This is a genomic window from Janthinobacterium sp. 1L-D-8-B-C4 (assembly GCF_057291295.1).
This window is the reverse complement of record NZ_JBXAVX010000006.1, coordinates 81,650-97,818: the sequence shown is the minus strand read 5'-3', so window position 1 is coordinate 97,818 and position 16,169 is coordinate 81,650. Positions and strand designations below refer to the sequence as shown.

Sequence of the window (16,169 nt, the reverse complement as noted above, 5' to 3'; positions counted from 1 at the left end):
CGCGCGAATTGGCTGGCCTTAGCCTTGCTGCTCGCACAATAAGTGCTTTGCCAACTCGCATATCATGGGGATAATTAGCAAATATCTAAAAAGGCCGTGCCTCAATGTCCAGTAAATTGCCCTCCCCGCCGGTCAGCGTGCCTGCGGCCCCTGTCAACCCCGCCACGAATCCTGCAGACATCGCGCGCGAAGCATTTCGCCGCCTGGCCACGCGCCGCATCGCGCCCACGCCGAACGCCTACCGCGACATCTACAATGAGATCGCCGGCATCACCGAGCCGGCTGAAGTCGCCGCGCCCGCGCCCGCCCCCGCCGCCGTGCTGGCGGCCAGCGCACCGCCCGACAATGGCGCCGAAAACGTGCTGAGCCAGTTTGCAGCGAAAATGAGCGAATCCGGCGGCGAACTGGGCGACTTTGGCCGCCGCTTCCAGCGCGCCCTGAAAGCGCGCGACTGGGACAGCTATGCGCGTACCCTGGCGCAGCTGTCGGAAAAGCAGGCCCGCAAGGGCGGTGGCATCGAGCTGCCGCCGCTGCCGGACGGCGAACAGACGCGCACCCTGCGAGAACTGCTGAGCCGCACCCTGGGCTTTGCCGTGGCGACCTTGCTGACCGGCACGCCGGCACTGGTGGAAGAAGCCGAATCGCTGGGCGCCGCCATCAAGCAGGCGCACACGGAAGACGCGCTCAACGAAGCGGCAGTACGCCTGAAACAGCTGTGCTACCAGATCGAGCTGAAAAGCGGCGATACGGCCGAGCAGCAGGAATTGCTGCTGCGCTTGTTCAAGCTGCTGCTGGACAACGTCAGCCAGTTGCTGGACGACGACAGCTGGCTGCGCGGCCAGGTCGAGGCGGTGCAGAACCTGATCGCCGGCCCGCTCGACCAGCGCGCGCTGGAAGACGCCACGCGCAGCCTGAAGGAAGTCATCTACAAGCAAAGCCAGCTCAAGCACAGCCTGTCGGACGTCAAGCTGACCGTCAAGAACATGATGATGACCTTTATCGACCGCCTGGGCCAGGTGGCGGCCAGTACCGGCGACTTCCATGAAAAGATCGGCGGCTATTCCGACAAGATCAGCCAGGCGGAAAATATCACCGACCTGAACCAGGTGCTCGACGACGTGCTGCACGAAACGCGGCTGGTGCAGACCGAGGCGCTGCGCGCGCGCGACAAGATGGTGCTGGCGCGCCAGGAAGTGCAGGATGCGGAACAGCGCATCCATACGCTGGAAGCCAAGCTCCAGCATATGAGCGAACTGGTGCGTGAAGACCAGCTGACGGGCAGCCTGAACCGGCGCGGCCTGGACGATGTGTTCGAACGCGAGACAGCGCGCGCGGACCGGCGCGGCACGCCGCTGTGCGTCGCCATGCTGGACCTGGACGATTTCAAGCGCCTGAACGATACCTATGGACATCTGGCCGGCGATGCGGCGCTGAAACACCTGGTCAAGATCGTCAAGGAGACCTTGCGCTCGATGGACGTGATCGCCCGCTTCGGCGGCGAGGAATTCCTGATCCTGATGCCCGAAACCACGGTCGAAGCGGCGTCCTCGACCATGACGCGGCTGCAGCGCGAACTGACGCGGCACTTCTTCCTGCACGACAATGAAAAGGTATTGATCACTTTTTCCGCCGGGGTCGCCCTGCGCCTGCCCAATGAAGACCAGGGCGAACTGGTGAAGCGCGCCGACCGCGCCATGTACCAGGCCAAGCAAACCGGCAAGAACCGCGTGGTGGTGGCCGATTGAGCGGCGCCGGTGACACGCCATGCCCGCCTTCCGGCGGGCTTTTTTTTGCCTGCCGCACCGGAAAAACGCGTTCATCGCGCCGAAATTTGGCATTTATTTTTTTTATTTTTGCCATAAAGTATCAAAAAACGCTGCCGTATAGGAGCGGCGACGGCAGCGCCTCATAGGGGAAAAGTCGAAAAAAGCGCATTTCCTGCCCTAAACTTTTTTGACCAGCGTCCGTTAATCTTTACAACTACGGTTTGAGTGTCCCAGAGCGCGGGGACAGACCAAGGTGAGCAGGCACAGAGCCAAAACCCGCACATCGGGAGCATCAAAATGGCCGCAGTTATCAACACCAATATCGCATCGCTCAACTCGCAACGTAATCTGGGCGCATCCCAAGCCGCACTGTCCACCTCCCTGCAACGCCTGTCGTCCGGTCTGCGCATCAACAGCGCGAAAGACGACGCCGCAGGGCTGGCGATTTCCGAGCGTTTCACCTCGCAAATCCGCGGTCTCGATCAGGCACGCCGCAACGCCAACGATGGCATCTCGCTGCTGCAAACGGCGGAAGGTTCGCTGCAATCGACGGGCGATATCCTGCAACGCATCCGTGAGTTGTCCGTGCAATCGGCCAATGCCACCAACTCGGCAGGCGACCGCAAGGCAATTCAACAGGAAGTTGGCCAACTGCTGTCGGAAGCGGACCGTATTTCGCAAACCTCGGAATTCAATGGCTTGAAATTGCTCGATGGCTCTTTCGGCTCGGCCAGCTTCCAGGTCGGCGCCAACGCCGGCCAGACCATCCAGGCCACCACCGCCAATTTCCGCACCAATAACTACGGCAACAATGAAGTGGGTACCAGCGCGCCCACCACCGCCGCGGGCCTGCAATACACCCCTGGATCGTTCACTATCCAGGGCTTGCAATCGGCCACCGTCGCCGTTAGCAGCGGCGATACCGCACAAATACTGGCCACCAATATCAATGGCGCCAGCGAAAAAACCGGCGTGACCGCCACAGCGAAAACCGAAGAATCGGCCACTTTCATTGCCGGCGGCGTGTACTCGCTGGCCGTCACCTCCGATAACTCCACCGCTGCCAACGTCGCCTTCACCGTGGGCAATCCGCTCAATGCAACGACCTTGGCCGCATCGGTCAGCGCGTTCAACGATGTTTCGGCCTCGACCGGCGTCACCGCCAAGCTCAACAGTACCAACAATGGCCTGATACTGACCAATGCAGCCGGCAACAATATCACGCTGGTCAACGGCAGCACCGATGTGGCGCATACCGTGTCGGCGGCAGCCATCGATGGCGCCGGCAACGTAGGCACACCGTTCGCTATTGCGGGCAGCGGCGGCACGGGCACCACCATGGGCCATATTTCGCTCAACTCCGACAAGGGCTTCTCGATCGGCGGCGTCACGGGCACCAATGCCGTGCCACTCGCTGGCGCCGGCTCCAAGCTGAACTCGGTATCCGGCATCGACGTATCGAGCGTCAAAGGCGCCTCCGATGCGCTCAAGGTGCTCGATTCGGCCCTGGCCAGCGTCAACAGCCAGCGCGCCACATTCGGCGCCTTGCAGTCGCGTTTTGAAACCGCCGTTACCAGTTTGCAATCGACGTCGGAAAACCTGTCGGCTTCACGCTCGCGCATCCAGGACACCGACTTTGCGGCGGAAACGGCCAAGCTGACGCGCGGCCAGATCCTGCAACAGGCAGGCACGGCCATGCTGGCCCAGGCCAACTCGCTGCCAAACGGCGTGCTGTCGCTGCTGCAAGGACGTTAAACCACCTGACGCGCGCGCCGCCAGGCGCGTTTGCCAACCATGTTCATCCCCGGCCGGAATATTTTCGCGCCGGGGCTTTTTTTTGATAAAAAAATAATAAAACATATTTCTTTTATTTAATTATTTTTGACCCTAAAGTTTATGGAAATCATGTCGCTTAAGCGCCCTCAACCATGGCAACTTGAGAGTGACAAACAAAAATATAGTCGCTTTCCTTTCCTAAACTTTCCATAGGGCATTCCGTTAATGAATATAACTGCGGTGTGAGTGTCCCGGAATGAAGGGGCAGACCAAGGTACCAGGCATATAGCCAAAACATATAGCAAGGAGCTTCAAAATGGCCTCAGTAATCAATACCAATACCGCGTCACTGAATGCACAACGCAACCTGAGCACGTCGCAGTCCGCCCTGTCCACCTCATTGCAACGCCTGTCCTCGGGTTTGCGCATCAATAGCGCAAAAGACGATGCTGCAGGCCTGGCGATTTCCGAGCGCTTCACGTCGCAAATCCGCGGCCTCGATCAAGCCAAGCGCAATGCCAACGACGGCGTCTCGCTGCTGCAAACGGCCGAGGGTTCGCTGCAATCGACGGGCGACATTCTGCAACGTGTACGTGAACTGTCAGTCCAGTCGGCGAACGCCACCAACTCGGCCGGCGACCGCAAGGCGATCCAGGCCGAGGTAGGCCAGCTGCTGTCGGAAGCCGACCGCATCTCGCAAACGTCGGAGTTCAACGGCCTGAAACTGCTCGACGGCTCGTTCGGTTCGGCATCGTTCCAGGTGGGCGCCAACGCTGGCCAGACCATCCAGGCCACGACCGCCAACTTCCGTACCAATAACTACGGCAACAACCAGTCCAGCGCTTCGGCACCAGCCACCTCGTCAGCTGCCGCTTATTCATCGGGTTCCTTCGATATCCAGGGCCTGAAAACTGCGAATGTCGTGGTATCAAGCACTGACACGGCGCAAACGCTGGCGGCCACCATCAATGGCAAAACCGCTGATACGGGCGTGACGGCGACGGCCAAAACCGAAGAAGCGGTCGGATTTTCTGCCGGTGGCGTGTACTCCATGCAAGTCACCTCCGATAACGGTACGGCAGCCAACGTTACCTTCACGGTGGGCACAAAGAACGCATCGGGCCTGGCCTCGGCAGTCAGCGCCTTCAATGACCTGTCATCGACCACCGGCGTGACTGCCAAGCTGAATGACGCCAAAGATGGCCTGGTACTGACAAATGTTTCAGGCAACAACATCAAACTGGTGAATGCAAGCTCGGCCGATACCTTTACCGCCGCCTCCATCGATTCCGCTGGCGGAGTGGGCGCTGCGCAAGTTGTGGCCAGTAACGGCACCTCCATCACAATGGGCACTGTCTCGCTGAACTCCGACAAGGGTTTTTCGCTTGGTGCCGTGGGAGCCGGCACTGGCGTAACAGGTGGTGCGGCCACGCTCAAATCGGTGTCCAGCATCGACGTGTCGACCGTCAAGGGTTCGAACGATGCGCTGAAGATTCTCGATTCCGCCCTGGCCAGTGTCAACAGCCAGCGCGCAACCTTCGGTGCCTTGCAGTCGCGCTTTGAAACGGCGGTAAGCAACCTGGAATCGACCTCGGAAAACCTGTCGGCATCGCGTAGCCGGATCCAGGATACCGACTTCGCATCGGAAACAGCCAAGCTGACGCGCGGCCAGATCCTGCAACAGGCTGGTACCGCGATGTTGGCCCAGGCCAACTCGCTGCCTAACGGCGTGCTGTCGCTGCTGCGCGGTTAATCTCCGCCCCGTAGTACCGTAGCTTAGCCCTCCCCGGCCGATCCAGATATCGCATCTTGATCCGCCGGGGAATTTCCGTTAAAGGACACCATCATGGATATCCAGGCAACAAACGGCCTCCCGGCCCCGCAGCCACAGCCACAGCCACAGCGCACTGCGGTCACGCCAGGCAGCGCCACGGCCGCCCGGCCGGCGGCGCCAGCGGCGATCGACGGCAAGGCCAATGGCAAGGACGACGCGCAGTCCGAGCTGAAAGACGTCAAGCAGGCCGTCAGCGAGATCAACAAGGCGATGCAATTCATGTCGCGCCAGCTGGAGTTTTCAGTCGATACCGACAGCGAGCGCACCATCGTCAAGGTGATCGACCAGCAAACCCGCGAGGTCATCCGCCAGATGCCGACCAAGGAAGCGCTGGAAATCGGCAAGGCGCTGGAAAAAGCCCAGGGTCTGCTGATCAAGCAGACAGCGTGAGATCGCCCTATGCCGCCGTTTGGCGGCATAGGGCAAACAGCTGGCCGAATACCCCTCTAAAGTATGGATGGATTATGCCGTTAACCAGGTATATTCATGCATTCCCATAGGAGGTTATTGTGGCTGTCTCATCCGTCAGTACTGGTGGCGTTCTCGACGTAAATGGCCTGGTCAGTCAGCTGATGGCCGTGGAGAGCCGCCCCTTTGTCGCCATGCAGGACAAAGAAAAGGCCATTACCTCCCAAATATCCGCCTATGGCACCCTGAGCGGCGCCGTCGGCGCGTTCCAGACCACGGTCACTGCCCTGGCCGATGCCTCGAAATACAAGGTGGCCAACGCCACCACCTCGGACGACAAGGTCCTGACTGCAACCGCCGGCAAGGACACCGTCAAGGGCAATTACAGCGTCAACGTGACCCAGCTGGCACAGGCGCAGACGATCACCGCCGCCGGCCAGGAAACCACCACCGCCCTGATCGGTTCGGGCGCCAGCACCGTGCTGACGTTCGACTTCGGCAGCGTCAAGGGTGGCACCCTTGCCGGCGGAAAATACACGGGCTCCACCTTCGACCTCGATGCAACGCGCGTGGCACGCACCGTCACCATCGACGGCAGCAACAACTCGCTGCAAGGCATCCGCGACGCCATCAACAAGGCCGGCATCGGCGTGACCGCCAGCATTATTTCCGACGGTAGCGACAAGCCCAACCGCCTGGTGCTGACCTCCGACAAGAGCGGCGAAACGTCGAGCATGCGCGTGTCCGTGGCCGGCGACCAGGACATCAGCGATTTGCTGTCGTATGCGCCGAATGGCACGCAAAACATGACGCAAAGCAATGCTGGTCAAAATGCCAAGCTGACCGTCAACGGCGTGGCCATTGACAGCCAGACCAATAATGTCGAGAACGCCGTGCCTGGCGTAACGATGTCGGTGCTGAAAATTGGCACCAGCAGTGTCGGCGTCAACATGGATACCTCCGGCATCAAGACGGCGCTGACCAATTTCGTCAAGGCTTATAACGAGCTCAATACATCGATCAACACCCTGACGGCCGTCACGCCCGGCCTGAAACAGGGCGCGGCGCGCACCGGCGGCCCGCTGGTGGGCGACTCGACCACCAACAGCCTGAAAACGGGCTTGCGCAAGCTGTTCGGCACCAGCGTGCCCGGCCTCGACAGTACCGTGACCAGCCTGAGCCAACTGGGTGTGGCGTTCCAGAAGGACGGCACCCTGAAACTCGATACGGGCAAGCTGCAGACGGCGATCGACAAGAATTCGGAAGACGTCATCAAGCTGTTGGCGACCTCGGGTTCGACCACCGACAGCCTGGTCAGCTTTGTCAGTTCGACCAGCAATTCGTCCGTCGGCACCAAGGGCATCTCGATTTCCAAGCTGGCAACGCAAGGCACCCTGGTCGGCAGCACGGCAGCCAACCTGAACATCATCGCCGGCGTCAACGATAATCTGTCGATGACCATCAATGGCGTTGCCACCAAGGCCACCCTGGTGCCCGGCACCTACACGGCCGACAGCCTGGTCAGCCACTTGCAGTCGCTGATCAACGGCGCCTCGGGCGTGACCGATGCCACCGCCAGTGTCAAGGTGACGCAGGAAAATGGCGTGTTCAGCATCGTGTCGAACAAATATGGCTCGTCATCGAAGCTGGAAATCACCGGCAATGGCGCCGACGACCTGTTCGGCACGCCGACCATGACCACCGGCGTGGACGTGGCCGGCACCATCGACGGTGCGGTGGCCGTCGGCAGCGGCCAGACCCTGACCGGTTCGGCCGGCTCCGGCAGTGCCGGGATTGCCGTCCTGATCAAGGGCGGACAGCTGGGCGACCGCGGCTCGGTTAACATTTCCAAGGGTATCAGCGCCTTGTTTGCTACTATTACGGATAGCTACCTGGGAACGTCGGGCCTGATCCAGAACAAGAATGACGGTTTGAACAAGAGCATTGCCGATATCGCCAAGCAGCGCGATGCGCTCAATACCAGGCTGTCCCTGACCGAGGCGCGCTTGCGCAAGCAATACAGTTCGCTCGATGTGACGCTCAGTTCGATGAACAGCACCAGCAATTATTTGACTCAGCAGCTCGCGGCGCTGGCCGCGAACTAACGAACATCTATCAGAGGAATACGAATGTTTGGATCATCAAACAAGGGCGCTCAGTCCTATGCCAAGGTTGGCCTGGAAACGGGCATCGGTGCGGCTTCTCCGCACAAGCTGATCGCCATGCTGTATGACGGTGCGCTGGTGGCCGTGCTGAGCGCGCAGATGCACATGAAAGCGGGCAATATCCCGGAAAAGGGCAAGTCGATTTCACGCGCCATGCAGCTGATCGACCATGGCCTGCGCGCCAGCCTGGACAAGAATGCGGGCGGCGAGATCGCCGAAAACCTCGACGCCCTGTATGAATACATGGGCGCACGCCTGCTGACGGCCAACCTGAAGAATGACTTGACCATCCTCGAGGAAGTACAGCGCCTGCTGACCGACCTGCGCGATACCTGGAACGCTATCGGCACCCCGAGCGGCATCAATATCGCCGCCAGCGACGCACCGATCTCCCGCATGAACAACTACGCGAGCGCCTGACATGATGACCGATCAGCAAGTACTCGATACCTACGAAGCGATGCAGGCGCTGACGGCGCGCATGCTGGTTGCCGCCGGTAATGCCGAATGGGACGAACTGGCAACCCTGGAGCAGCAGATCGGCAGGCTTGCGCAGCGCCTGAAGGACAACGAAGAGAACGTCGTGCTGGAAGGCGCGAGCCGCCTGCGCAAGGTGGCGCTGATCAGGCAAATGCTGGAAGACGACCGCAAGATCCGTGACCTGGCGATGCCGTGGATGGCGCAGTTGTCCAAGCTGATCAACAGCACCGGCACCGAACGGCGCCTGGCCAACGCCTATAGCGTTTAAAAACAAGGTCCGGCGCCATGCTGCCCAATAACATCGGCATGGCGCCGGTCGCCCCGGTCAAGAGTACCCGGCCGGCCGAGACGGTCGCCGAACCGCGCCAGGCCGAATTCCAGCGTTCCTTGCAGGGCATGGTCGGCAAATCGATGCCCGGCCAGGTGATGGCGCGCATGACCGACGGCAGCTATCTGGTGCGTGTGGCCGGCACGCCGGCGCGCATGCAGTTGCCAGCCGGCACCGAACTGGGCGCCAACGTTCCCTTGCTGCTGGTCGGCATCAATCCCCGTCCCTCGTTTCAGATCGGCGCCGGCCCGGATCCGCGTGCCACCGCGATGCTGACCTATGCCGATGCACAGGCCGAACCCGATGCGGCGGCCGCGCAAGGTGCACAAGCCGGCATGCGGACAGGAGGTGCGGCCGCCGCGCTCTTGGGCCGCGCACCACTGACGCCCGCCAATTTATTACCGACCCTGAATGCCGACACGCCTGCCCCGGAGCTGAGCAGCACCGCGCGCGCCATCAGCACCGTGCTGAGCCAGGCCGAAAGCGTCCCCGGTGCGCCGCTGTCGCTGGTCGGCAAGACCAGCCTGATGGCCACGCCAGGCACCGACCCGTCGCAAGTGGCGCAAAACCTGCGCGACGCCGTCGGCAGCAGCGGCCTGTTCTACGAATCGCACGTGGCCGAATGGGCCGACGGCAAGCGGCCGCTGGCGTCCTTGCTGCTGGAGCCGCAAATGCAGAAAACCCTGCAGGGCGAAGTCATGAAGAACGGCACCGACCTGGCTGCGGCGCAGCTGATCAATCTGCAGCTGCACACCCATGAACAAGCCAGGGTGCAATGGCAGGGCGAAGCCTGGCCCGGGCAAAAGATGCAGTGGGATATCACCAAGGATGAGCCGAACGGCGGCCAGCACCCGGGCCAGGACGAAGACGCCACCGCCTGGCGCAGCAGCGTGCGCTTCCAGTTTCCGTTGCTGGGCGACCTGTCGGCGCAGGTGGTGTTGCAAGGCGGTAAAGTCCAGATCCAGATGCAGGCCGGCAGCGAAGCGAGCGCCGAGACCCTGCGCCAGCACGCGGCACGCCTCGAAACGTCGATGGAAGCGGCCGGCTGGCCGCTGTCGTCGTTGACCATCGCGGGCAAACAAGGCGGAGACGACAATGCTGGATGACGGCAAGCGCAAGATGCCGCAGACGGCGGTGGCGCTGGCCTACCAGAGCGGCGCGCAAGCGCCCAAGGTGGTGGCCAAGGGCAGCGGCATGATCGCCGACAAGATCATCAGCACGGCGCGCGAGCATGGCGTGTTCGTGCATGAATCGAAGGAACTGGTGGCGCTGTTAATGGATATTGATCTGGACAGCCAGATTCCGCCTGGCCTGTATCGGGCGATTGCGGAACTGCTGGCCTGGTTATATCATATTGAATCTGCGAAAAGCGGGCCGCTCCCGCCACCGCCCGATACACTGGCGGCGCTCCCCACCGCACCATAGAACCGACAGGCATCAATGCAAGCACATATTATGGATTCCGGCCTCGAAAACTGGCATGACTTTGAAGTGGAATCACGGCGCGAAATCGTCGCGCTGCTGCGCAGCATCGGCGAAAAAAATCAGTTGATCCGCATGCAGGTGCATGGCGAATCCGATGTCTGCGTCACCTCCATCCTCGATATCGACGCTGAACGCAATATGGTCATCCTCGACCGCCCGGTCGATACCGGCCAGAGCCGGCGCATGGTGGCCGCCAGCGGCATCACGTTTGAAACCTCGCTCGACAAGATCCGTATCCTGTTTTCCAGCAATTCGGTGGAAGAATGCATGCATGGCACCACGCCGGCCTTGAAAATGGCCGTACCCGAGACTCTGATCCGCTTGCAGCGGCGCGAGTATTACCGCATGAATACACCCGTCAGCAATCCGGTGCGCGCGACAATTCCCATGGTCACTGACGAAGGCACGGCCAACGTGCCGTTCCCGCTGGCCGACATCAGCTGCGGCGGCATCGCCATCATGGACAACAAACTGGTGCTGGGCGACACCATCGGCAAGAACTACCCGGGCTGCCGCATCGACCTGCCCGAGATCGGCATCATCACGGTGACGTTGCAAATTCGCAACTCGCTGGACATGACCCTGCTGAACAACAAGCTGAACCGCCGCCTGGGCTGCCAGTTCGTCGACCTGTCGCGCGGTACCCTGGCGCAGGTGCAGCGCTACATCACGCGACTCGAACGCGAGCGCAACGCGCGCATTGCAGGCCTGAGCTGACAAGCTCCCTTTACAGGTTCATGCCGCCCGACACTTCGATGCGCTGGCCGGTGATCCAGCGGTTGCCGGGCTGCAGCAGCGAGGCGATGGCGCCGCCGATATCGTCCGGCAGTCCCACCCTTCCCAGCGCGGTGACCGAGGCAATGTGGGCATTGACGGCAGGATTGTCGCGCACCACGCCGCCGCCGAAATCGGTCTCGATCGCGCCCGGCGCCACCACATTGACGGCGATGCCGCGTGCGCCCAGCTCTTGCGCCATGTAACGGCTGAGCACCTCGACGCCCCCCTTCATCGCCGCGTAGGCGGCATAGCCGGGGTTGCTGAAACGCGCCAGCCCGCTCGACAGGTTGACGATGCGCCCGCCATCGGCCAGCAGCGGCAGCAGTTTCTGGGTCAGGAAAAATACCCCCTTCAGGTGCACATTCACCATGTCGTCGAATTGCGCTTCTGTGGTGTCGGCGATCGACGCATGCACGCCGCTGCCGGCGTTGTTGACCAGATAATCGAACTGCTTGCGCTGCCAGTCGCTGGCCAGCACCTTGCCCACGGCGCCGGCAAACTCGGCAAAACCGCGCGTGTCGGCCACCTCCAGCTGCAGCGCCACCGCATGGCGGCCCAGCGCCCGGATCTCGGCGACGACGGCGTTCGCTTCGTCGGCGTTATTGCGATAGGTAATGATCAGGTCGACTCCGGTCTCGGCCAGTTTCAGCGCGGCATTCTTGCCCAGGCCGCGGTTGGCGCCGGTAATCAGTGCGATTGGCGTGCTGTTGCTCATGATGGCGTTCCTTCAATGGTGGGGTGGCAGTCGATGTAGCGGATCGCTCATCGATGAAACTAGTATATTGTCGCCACCCCGATTGATAAACCGCGTGTATCCGATAAGACTGATCGGATTATCCGCACAATCGTTGCCAGCTTATCCTGCCATCCACTCACGCTCGATCAGCGCGCTCAGCCAATCCATAAAGACCCGGGTTCTCTTCGGCAAGTCGCGCCGGTGCGTATACATCAGGGCGATCGGCATCGGTGGCGCCACATGCTGCGGCAACACCGCCACCAGCGTGCCGGCGGCCAGATAAGCGCGCGCGCCACTCAAGGGCATCTGGGCAATGCCGAGGCCGCCAAGGCAAGCGCCCTGGAATGCTTCCGTATTGTTGACGGTGACATTGCCGGCCATCGGCAGCTGATGCAACTGGCCGTCCAGCACGTATTCGAAGCCGGACGAGCGCGCGCCCAGGGTGGTGACGTAGTGGACCAGGCGGTGTTGCGCCAGCTCGTCCACGGTGTGCGGCGTGCCATGGGCGCGCAGATAGGCCGGACTGGCGCAATTGACCATCGGCACCGTGCCCAGGTAACGGGCGATCAGCGACGGGTCTTGCACGTCGCCCGCGCGCAACACGCAATCGAAACCCTCGCGCACCAGGTCGACGCGCCGGTCGGTGCTGCTGACTTCGATCTGTATGTTCGGATAGGTGGCCAGGAATTCGCCCAGCCAGGGCATCACCAGCTGGCGTGCCGCCACGGTGGGCATGTCGATGCGCAAGCGGCCAGCGAGCACCGTGCCGTCCAGGCGGAACATGTTTTCCATGTCGTCCATGTCGGCCAACATGTCCTTGCAGCGCTGGTACAGCGCCAGGCCGTCCTGGGTGACGCTGACCTTGCGCGTGGTGCGGTTGAGCAAGCGTGCCCCCAGCAGCAATTCCAGGTCGCGCACATGCTCGGACACGCTGGCCTTGGGCAGGCCCAGGCTGGCGGCCGCCTGCGTAAAGCTGCTCAGCTCGGTAACGCGCACGAAGGTCTTCATCAGTTCCAGCTTGTTCATGCGCGCGCCGGCTCCAGCATCAGACTTGCATGTTCATGATCTCGTGGTAGGACGACACCAGTTTATTGCGCACCTGCACCGTCGCCTGGAACTGGATGCCGGCTTTTTGCGAGGCCACCATCACGTCCGACAGGCTGACCGAGTCGTCGCCCATGGTAAAGCGCTTGCCCAGGTCGGCCGACGTCTGTTGCGCGCTGGCGACGGAGTCCAGCGCGCCCTTGAGCGCGTCGGCAAAATTGACCTTGGCAGCGGGCGCCTCGGTCTGGATCGCCGGCACTTTCGCCTCCGGCCGCGTGGCCGCGGCCTTCAATTGCGAGATCATCGCCTCGATCCTGCTGCTGTCTATACCACCCATGCCACCTGTTTTCACTATGCCTCCCGATTCCTGTCTGTTGCCTCCAAGGCACAAAACCCTGGCCGGCAAGGCAGCGCCGGGTACAATTAGTGCTACCGTACGTTGCCAGTGTTCCACAATAACAGCAGGAAAGCCAGCCGCTCGGCCGAGCAGGCGGCAAAAGCACCTTCTATTTGGACGATCAAAGCGCATGCCAGGAGCGGATAATTCCCCTTATCGCCCCTCATGTCGCAGGCGGCGGCTCCCACCAACCCCACAATACCAGCGCCACGGAAGGCAATCATGGCTGTAGCGGAAGAGATCGAACTGAACCAACCCCCACCGGTGCCCGTGCCCGCGCGCAGCCCGGTTGAATCCGTGCAGGCGTTTGCCAAGACCCCGATGGGCAAGAATTTCCTGCGCGGCCTGGGCGTGGCGGCGCTGATCGCCATCGGCGTGGCACTGTACATGTGGAACCAGCCGCCAGAATACAAAGTCCTGTTTTCCAATTTCACCGACCGCGACGGCGGCGCGATTACCGCCTCGCTCGATCAGTTGGGCATCAAGCACAAGTTTTCCGAAGGCGGCGGCGCCATCCTGGTGCCCACCGAGCAGGTCCACGACGCGCGCCTGAAGCTGGCCGCGCAAGGCTTGCCGAAGGGCGGCAACGTCGGTTTCGAGCTGATGGAAAACCAGAAGCTGGGCGTATCGCAGTTCCTGGAACAAGTCAATTTCCAGCGCGCCCTCGAAGGCGAGCTGGCAAAGTCGATCGAATCGGTATCGGCGGTCGATACGGCGCGCGTCCACCTGGCCTTGCCCAAGCCGTCGGTGTTCGTGCGCGACCAGCAAAAGCCGACCGCGTCGGTGCTGCTGAACCTGCACCCGGGCCGCGGCCTGGACCAGCTGCAGGTCAGCGCCATCGTGCACCTGGTGGCGTCGAGCGTGCCGGAATTGCTGCCTATCAATGTGACCGTGGTCGACCAGGCGGGTTCTTTGCTGTCCAACCAGGAACGCGACAAGGATCGCGCCAACGGCATCAAGAGCCTCGATCCGAACCAGCTGAAATACGTGCAGCAACTGCAGCAAAGCGTGATCAAGCAGGTCGAATCGATCCTGCTGCCGATTGTCGGCGAAGGCAATGTGCGCGCCGAAGCGACCGCCGACGTCGATTTTTCGCAAAGCGAACAGGCGGCCGAGACCTACAAGCCGAACTCGCCGCCGGAAGCGTCGACCATCCGCAGCCAGCAGACGAGCGAATCGACCGGCGCCGGCAACGCCAATCCGTCCGGCGTGCCGGGCGCGCTGTCGAACCAGCCACCGGGCGTGGCCACCGCGCCGCTGACGGCCGAAGCGCCGGGCGCGCCTGGCGCGGGGGCACCGACCCAGCCGTCGCAAAAGGAATCGACCACCAATTATGAAGTCGACAAGACCGTGCGCTACGAGCAGAAATCGATGGGCGGCCTGCGCCGCCTGTCGGTGGCGGTGGTGGTCAACTACCGGCGCAATATCGCCGCCGACGGCAAGGTCACGGTGACGCCGATTTCGCCGGCCGAAATGGTGCAGATCAACAACCTCGTCAAGGAGGCGATGGGCTACAACAAGGACCGCGGCGACAGCTTCAGCGTGGCCAATTCGCCGTTCGACGGCATCGACCGCGCGCCCGAAGGCAAGCTGGAGTGGTGGCGTGATCCGGCCAACCTGCCGCTGGCGAAAGAACTGGCGAAGTTCCTGATTACGGCCCTGATCCTGCTGTATCTCTTCATCAAGATCGTGCGCCCGATGCTGCGCCCGGTGATGCGCAAGATCGACGATTTCGGCGCGCCGCCACCGGTGATCGAACCGGAACTGCCGAAAACCGATGAGGAAAACGAGGTCCTGCTCAGCGAAGCCGAGCTGGAAGAACTGGAAGAAGACACCGCGCGCGGCTACCGCGAGAACCTGGCGATGGCCCGGAAGCTGGCGCAGGACGACCCGCGCGTGGTCGCCAACATTATCAAGGCATGGATAGGCAATAATGACTGAATCGACGGGACTGCAAAAAGCGGCCATCCTGATGCTGGCCCTGGGCGAGAGCGAGGCGGCCGAAGTGATGAAATTTCTCGGCCCGCGCGAAGTGCTGAAACTGGGCGCGGCGATGGCCACCATGAAGGGCATCGCCCACGAACAGGTGGTCGACGTGCTCGACGACTTCCGCTCGCAAACGGAACTCAATTCCACCGTCGGCCTCGATTCGGACGAATATATCCGCCAGGTGCTGACCAAGGCGCTGGGCGACGACAAGGCTTCGGTATTGCTGTCGCGCATATTGGGCGGCAAGGATGCGTCCGGCATCGAATCGCTGAAATGGATGGATTCGCAATCGGTGTCCGAGCTGATCCGCAACGAACACCCGCAGATCATCGCCACCATTTTGGTGCATCTGGAGCGCGACCAGGCTTGCGAAATCCTCGGTCACTTCACCGACCGCCTGCGCAACGACGTGGTGCTGCGCATCGCCACCCTGGACGGAGTGCAGCCGGCCGCGCTGCGCGAGCTGAACGACGTGCTGACGAAACTGCTGTCGGGCAATGAAAACATCAAGAAATCGTCGCTGGGCGGCGTACGCGCCGCAGCCGAGATTTTGAACTTCATGAGCGGCGAGCAGGAAGGCTCGGTGATGGACAATATCAAGAACTACGACAACGACATGGCGCAGAAGATCATGGACGAAATGTTCGTGTTCGACAACCTGATCGATATCGAGGATCGTGGCATCCAGCTGCTGCTGCGCGAAGTGCAGTCGGAAATGCTGATCATCGCCCTGAAAGGCGCCTCGCAGGAGCTGCGCGAGAAGATCTTCAGAAACATGTCGCAGCGCGCCGGCGAGATGATGCGCGAAGACCTCGATTCGAAAGGCCCGGTGCGGCTGTCGGAAGTGGAATCGCAGCAGAAGCAGATCCTGCAAATCGTGCGCCGCCTGGCGGACGAAGGGCAGATAGTATTGGGTGGAAAAGGCGAGGACTCGTTTGTCTAATTTTATTCCCAAAGAGAAACAAACCGCGTATCAACGCTGGG

Annotated in this window: 15 protein-coding genes; 12 read left to right on the top strand and 3 right to left on the bottom strand. The window is 61.6% G+C overall.

Annotation, left to right across the window (positions count from 1 at the left end):
- The first annotated feature begins 104 nt into the window (after positions 1 to 104).
- The 10 genes from AC0Z42_RS12580 (at position 105) to AC0Z42_RS12535 (ending at position 10,959) form a co-directional block, all read left to right on the top strand.
- Entirely contained in the window at positions 105 to 1,745 is a 1,641-nt protein-coding gene (locus tag AC0Z42_RS12580; protein WP_485468556.1) for a GGDEF domain-containing protein, read from the top strand.
- 318 nt (positions 1,746 to 2,063) lie between these two features.
- Positions 2,064 to 3,521 (top strand): flagellin N-terminal helical domain-containing protein, encoded by a 1,458-nt coding sequence (locus AC0Z42_RS12575; RefSeq protein WP_485468555.1) that lies wholly within the window; start codon positions 2,064 to 2,066, stop codon positions 3,519 to 3,521.
- 337 nt (positions 3,522 to 3,858) lie between these two features.
- Positions 3,859 to 5,295, top strand: a complete 1,437-nt coding sequence (locus AC0Z42_RS12570; RefSeq protein ID WP_485468554.1) for a flagellin N-terminal helical domain-containing protein — start codon at positions 3,859 to 3,861, stop codon at positions 5,293 to 5,295.
- Positions 5,296 to 5,388: 93 nt separating this feature from the next.
- Entirely contained in the window at positions 5,389 to 5,766 is a 378-nt protein-coding gene (locus AC0Z42_RS12565; RefSeq protein WP_485468553.1) for a flagellar protein FlaG, read from the top strand.
- Positions 5,767 to 5,885: 119 nt separating this feature from the next.
- Positions 5,886 to 7,889 carry a flagellar filament capping protein FliD gene (gene fliD / locus AC0Z42_RS12560; protein WP_485468552.1) on the top strand — a complete coding sequence of 668 codons (2,004 nt, stop codon included), beginning with the start codon at positions 5,886 to 5,888 and terminating at the stop codon, positions 7,887 to 7,889.
- 24 nt (positions 7,890 to 7,913) lie between these two features.
- Positions 7,914 to 8,369 carry a flagellar export chaperone FliS gene (fliS, locus tag AC0Z42_RS12555; RefSeq protein ID WP_485468551.1) on the top strand — a complete coding sequence of 152 codons (456 nt, stop codon included), beginning with the start codon at positions 7,914 to 7,916 and terminating at the stop codon, positions 8,367 to 8,369.
- Between the two features lies 1 nt (position 8,370).
- Positions 8,371 to 8,697 carry a flagellar protein FliT gene (locus AC0Z42_RS12550; protein WP_485468550.1) on the top strand — a complete coding sequence of 109 codons (327 nt, stop codon included), beginning with the start codon at positions 8,371 to 8,373 and terminating at the stop codon, positions 8,695 to 8,697.
- A 17-nt stretch (positions 8,698 to 8,714) separates the two neighbouring features.
- A complete protein-coding gene (gene fliK / locus AC0Z42_RS12545; RefSeq protein ID WP_485468549.1) occupies positions 8,715 to 9,863 on the top strand; it encodes a flagellar hook-length control protein FliK in 1,149 nt (382 codons plus the stop codon).
- Positions 9,853 to 10,182, top strand: coding sequence for an EscU/YscU/HrcU family type III secretion system export apparatus switch protein (locus AC0Z42_RS12540; protein WP_485468548.1), 330 nt, complete (start codon positions 9,853 to 9,855; stop codon positions 10,180 to 10,182). The genes fliK and AC0Z42_RS12540 overlap by 11 nt, the downstream gene beginning before the upstream one ends.
- 30 nt (positions 10,183 to 10,212) lie before the next feature.
- Positions 10,213 to 10,959: a flagellar brake protein gene (locus AC0Z42_RS12535; RefSeq protein ID WP_485468547.1), complete on the top strand. Its 747-nt coding sequence runs from the start codon at positions 10,213 to 10,215 to the stop codon at positions 10,957 to 10,959.
- A 10-nt stretch (positions 10,960 to 10,969) separates the two neighbouring features.
- Here the strand turns inward: AC0Z42_RS12535 and AC0Z42_RS12530 are convergent, their stop codons facing one another.
- The 3 genes from AC0Z42_RS12530 to fliE form a co-directional block, all read right to left on the bottom strand.
- Positions 10,970 to 11,734 carry an SDR family NAD(P)-dependent oxidoreductase gene (locus AC0Z42_RS12530; RefSeq protein WP_485468546.1) on the bottom strand — a complete coding sequence of 255 codons (765 nt, stop codon included), beginning with the start codon at positions 11,732 to 11,734 and terminating at the stop codon, positions 10,970 to 10,972.
- A gap of 141 nt (positions 11,735 to 11,875) precedes the next feature.
- Entirely contained in the window at positions 11,876 to 12,781 is a 906-nt protein-coding gene (locus AC0Z42_RS12525) for a LysR family transcriptional regulator (protein WP_485468545.1), read from the bottom strand.
- Positions 12,782 to 12,800: 19 nt separating this feature from the next.
- The gene (gene fliE, locus AC0Z42_RS12520) at positions 12,801 to 13,136 is read right to left on the bottom strand and encodes a flagellar hook-basal body complex protein FliE (protein WP_485468544.1); all 336 of its coding nucleotides are present in this window, start codon (positions 13,134 to 13,136) and stop codon (positions 12,801 to 12,803) included.
- Between the two features lie 282 nt (positions 13,137 to 13,418).
- Between fliE and fliF the strand changes: the two genes are divergently transcribed.
- Both fliF and fliG read left to right on the top strand, forming a co-directional pair.
- A complete protein-coding gene (gene fliF / locus AC0Z42_RS12515) occupies positions 13,419 to 15,137 on the top strand; it encodes a flagellar basal-body MS-ring/collar protein FliF (RefSeq protein ID WP_485468543.1) in 1,719 nt (572 codons plus the stop codon).
- A complete protein-coding gene (fliG, locus tag AC0Z42_RS12510) occupies positions 15,130 to 16,128 on the top strand; it encodes a flagellar motor switch protein FliG (RefSeq protein ID WP_485468542.1) in 999 nt (332 codons plus the stop codon). The genes fliF and fliG overlap by 8 nt, the downstream gene beginning before the upstream one ends.
- The last annotated feature ends 41 nt before the right edge of the window (positions 16,129 to 16,169 follow it).

Bases quoted from the DNA above. Each gene is read 5' to 3' on its own strand.
- AC0Z42_RS12575 (WP_485468555.1), top strand. From the start codon at position 2,064: ATGGCCGCAGTTATCAACACCAATATCGCATCGCTCAACTCGCAACGT.
- AC0Z42_RS12540 (WP_485468548.1), top strand. From the start codon at position 9,853: ATGCTGGATGACGGCAAGCGCAAGATGCCGCAGACGGCGGTGGCGCTG.
- fliG (WP_485468542.1), top strand. From the start codon at position 15,130: ATGACTGAATCGACGGGACTGCAAAAAGCGGCCATCCTGATGCTGGCC.
- fliE (WP_485468544.1), bottom strand. From the start codon at position 13,136: ATGGGTGGTATAGACAGCAGCAGGATCGAGGCGATGATCTCGCAATTG.
- AC0Z42_RS12570 (WP_485468554.1), top strand. From the start codon at position 3,859: ATGGCCTCAGTAATCAATACCAATACCGCGTCACTGAATGCACAACGC.
- fliS (WP_485468551.1), top strand. From the start codon at position 7,914: ATGTTTGGATCATCAAACAAGGGCGCTCAGTCCTATGCCAAGGTTGGC.
- AC0Z42_RS12580 (WP_485468556.1), top strand. From the start codon at position 105: ATGTCCAGTAAATTGCCCTCCCCGCCGGTCAGCGTGCCTGCGGCCCCT.
- AC0Z42_RS12535 (WP_485468547.1), top strand. From the start codon at position 10,213: ATGGATTCCGGCCTCGAAAACTGGCATGACTTTGAAGTGGAATCACGG.
- AC0Z42_RS12565 (WP_485468553.1), top strand. From the start codon at position 5,389: ATGGATATCCAGGCAACAAACGGCCTCCCGGCCCCGCAGCCACAGCCA.
- fliF (WP_485468543.1), top strand. From the start codon at position 13,419: ATGGCTGTAGCGGAAGAGATCGAACTGAACCAACCCCCACCGGTGCCC.
- AC0Z42_RS12530 (WP_485468546.1), bottom strand. From the start codon at position 11,734: ATGAGCAACAGCACGCCAATCGCACTGATTACCGGCGCCAACCGCGGC.
- fliK (WP_485468549.1), top strand. From the start codon at position 8,715: ATGCTGCCCAATAACATCGGCATGGCGCCGGTCGCCCCGGTCAAGAGT.
- AC0Z42_RS12525 (WP_485468545.1), bottom strand. From the start codon at position 12,781: ATGAACAAGCTGGAACTGATGAAGACCTTCGTGCGCGTTACCGAGCTG.
- AC0Z42_RS12550 (WP_485468550.1), top strand. From the start codon at position 8,371: ATGATGACCGATCAGCAAGTACTCGATACCTACGAAGCGATGCAGGCG.